This is a genomic window from Dyella sp., assembly GCF_036384435.1.
Lineage (GTDB): Bacteria > Pseudomonadota > Gammaproteobacteria > Xanthomonadales > Rhodanobacteraceae > GSA-30.
The window spans coordinates 1-2,710 of sequence record NZ_DASVMI010000193.1 but is presented as its reverse complement, the minus strand read 5'-3'; the positions used below and the strand labels follow the sequence as shown (position 1 = coordinate 2,710).

At 62.3% G+C, this 2,710-nt stretch carries 2 protein-coding genes; both read left to right on the top strand.

Going from position 1 to position 2,710, the window contains the following annotated elements:
• Positions 1-378 precede the first annotated feature (378 nt).
• Positions 379-2,160, top strand: a complete 1,782-nt coding sequence (locus tag VF436_RS20650; protein WP_330905941.1) for an LTA synthase family protein — start codon at positions 379-381, stop codon at positions 2,158-2,160.
• Between the two features lie 66 nt (positions 2,161-2,226).
• A partial coding sequence (locus VF436_RS20645) for a DEAD/DEAH box helicase (protein WP_330905940.1) occupies positions 2,227-2,710 on the top strand: 484 nt, incomplete at its 3' end.

The following is a 2,710-nucleotide window of genomic DNA, read 5'->3' as shown; positions in this document are numbered from 1 at the left end:
GATTGGCCACTGACAGTGATTGGTAGGCCTTCCTGCAACATCCTAGGGTTGCCGCGATCCGGCGCGATTGCCATTTCCAGTTTCCGTCACTCAAACATCTGACCGGCAACGAGTCGGTAGAGCAGTCGTGCCAGTATGTCTGCCGTCGGGTACCAGTCCTGTGCGTCCGTGCGGGCATGGAGAGACAGGCATCGCGGTGAGCCGGAGGGGCGTTCGAACGGAGCGGCATTGATCTGGCAGCATCCGATTTCCTGGACGACAGCACGACCTGATCCGTGGCGGACGGACGATTGGCCGCAACAGATCGCCCGTCCAGGGTGGCGGACACGACTGAACTGAACCCTGTAAGATCAATGAAAGTGGCCAACAAGGGGGCGGATGACATTGCATTTGCGAGAGACGAATGCCACACGTATCTGGCGGATTGCGGCCATTCCTGGGATGGTGGTGGTCATGGCATTGGCGAGCATGGTGCTGGTGTGGTGGCTGGATCCCGCGTTGAGCGCGGCACCTGATCACGGCTTGATTTGGCGCAATGCGCTTCCAGTGTTCTTGTTCCTTCTGCTGCTCTACGGCTTGTGCGGTCGTGCGCTGCTCGCGTTGTCGCTGGGTAGCGGCATCGTGTACCTCATGTTTGAGGTGAACACGATTAAGGAGGTCAATCTCAACGAGCCCTTGATGCCTGGTGACTTGGTGCTCTGGCATCAGGTGCTGCACAACATGGGGTTCTTCGCACACTACACCGGATATGGCCTCGGCCTGTTGTTTCTCGTGTTGCTGGTGCTCTTGGTGGTGTTGTGGGCAATCTGGCGGTTGGAAGGGCGTTGGCGACGGCCGCATTGGGTGAGCCGCATGGCTTGGTTGGCCGTATCGCTCCCGGCCCTTGTTGTTTTGTTCCAGGGCGTTGGCTTCTTGCGAGAGGCCTATGCTGACGAGTCGCTACCGGGTTTCCAGCTGTGGGATCCGATCAAGAGCGCGCAGAATGTGGGGCTGATGGCCGAGTTGGTGCGCGTGTCACAGGAGATGCACACGGCCATGCCGGAGGCCGAGCAGACTCTCGTCCATGATTTTGCCGAGCGCCATGCCGCAGACATCAAGGCGCGCATGACACGCCAGCCACCAGCAGAGTTGCCGGACATCGTGGTAGTGCAGAGCGAAGCTTTCTTTGACCCAGGCGTAATGCAGGGCATCGATTTCGGCGAGTTCACCCCGAACTTCACGCGACTCGCGGCTACTGGCATTACTGGCAGCCTGACCACCCCGACCTATGGCGGGGGCACCATCCGCACGGAATTCGAAACACTGACTGGTTATCCGATCCAGGCATTCCCGTCAGTGATGTATCCGTATTACGGGCTGGCCAGCGCGTGGATGCCCAGTGTACCGCGCCGGCTGGACGCGCTCGGGTACTCGGCTACGCTGTTCCATCCGTTCCGTGGCAGTTTCTGGAACCGCCGACAGGCGATGCCTCAACTCGGGTTTCAGCATACCCACTATCTGTCGGCTTTTGCCGGTGTCGAACATGCTGGCGCATACGTCTCCGATCGTGCGTTATTCGACTACGTGTTGGCCCATCTCGACGATGCTGGGAAAGGGCCGCATTACGCGATGGTGATCACGATGGAAAATCACGGGCCATGGGATTCCGACCCAGGCACGCTGGCCAACGTGCTGGATGGCCGCCCGTTGCCGAAGGGGCTGTCGGCGGCAGGTCTGCAGGAGATGACGTACTACGTTTCTCATCTGATCAACGGCGACGCTGCTCTGGGTAACTTTGCGGAGCGCCTGCTGGCTCGGCCGCGCTGGACCGTGTTGCTGTTCTATGGAGACCATCTGCCTGCGCTGCCGCATGCGTTTGCGGATCTGCACTTCGACGATGGCGACTCGGAAACCGACGAACATACACGTTACATGCTTCTTTCGAATCGGCCTTTGACGCCACGTAAGCTGGACCTCAGCTCCTACGAATTGCCGGCGCTGTTGTTCGACACGATAGGTCTGCCCGAGGATGGCTACCTGGCGATCGAATCGGTTGTCCGGCGCGCCTGGGCCAAGGACAACTATCAACATGGTGCCGAGTATGGGCAGGTGGAATTCAACGGTGCGCGGTTGGAAGTGAGCTGCCGCCGCAAGCTGGATGCAACCGGTCGATGCAGCTAAACGCTCAGGTGGTATAGCCGGTCGCGGCTGGTTTGTCCCACACGCATGCTGGGCGATACTGCGTCGATGATCGATTCCGACGACACGCGGCCCGACCGCGTCGATGCGTTGCTGGGCGCCGACGGCCCGTTCGCGCGCGAGCTGCCGAACTTTGCGCCGCGCGCGGCGCAGCGGGCGATGGCCGCAGCGGTGGCGCAGGCCATCGCCGGGCGCGACACGCTGATCGCCGAGGCCGGCACCGGCACCGGCAAGACCTACGCCTACCTGGTGCCCGCGCTGTTGTCGGGCGAGCGGGTGATCGTCTCCACCGGCACCAAGGCGCTGCAGGACCAGCTGTACTTTCGCGACCTGCCGAAGGTGCGCTCGGTGCTCGGCGCGCGCCTGAAGACGGCGCTGCTGAAAGGCCGCGCGAACTACCTGTGCCTGTACCGGCTCGAGCAGACCGTGCGCGACGGTGGCAGTCTCGCCCCGGCGCAGGCGGCGCAGCTGGCGACGATCCGCGCCTGGTCCGCGCGCACCCGCCGCGGCGACCGCATGGAGCTGGCCGAGG

Excerpts from the sequence above, each read along its gene's own strand:
- VF436_RS20650 (WP_330905941.1), top strand. The coding sequence starts at position 379 with ATGACATTGCATTTGCGAGAGACGAATGCCACACGTATCTGGCGGATT.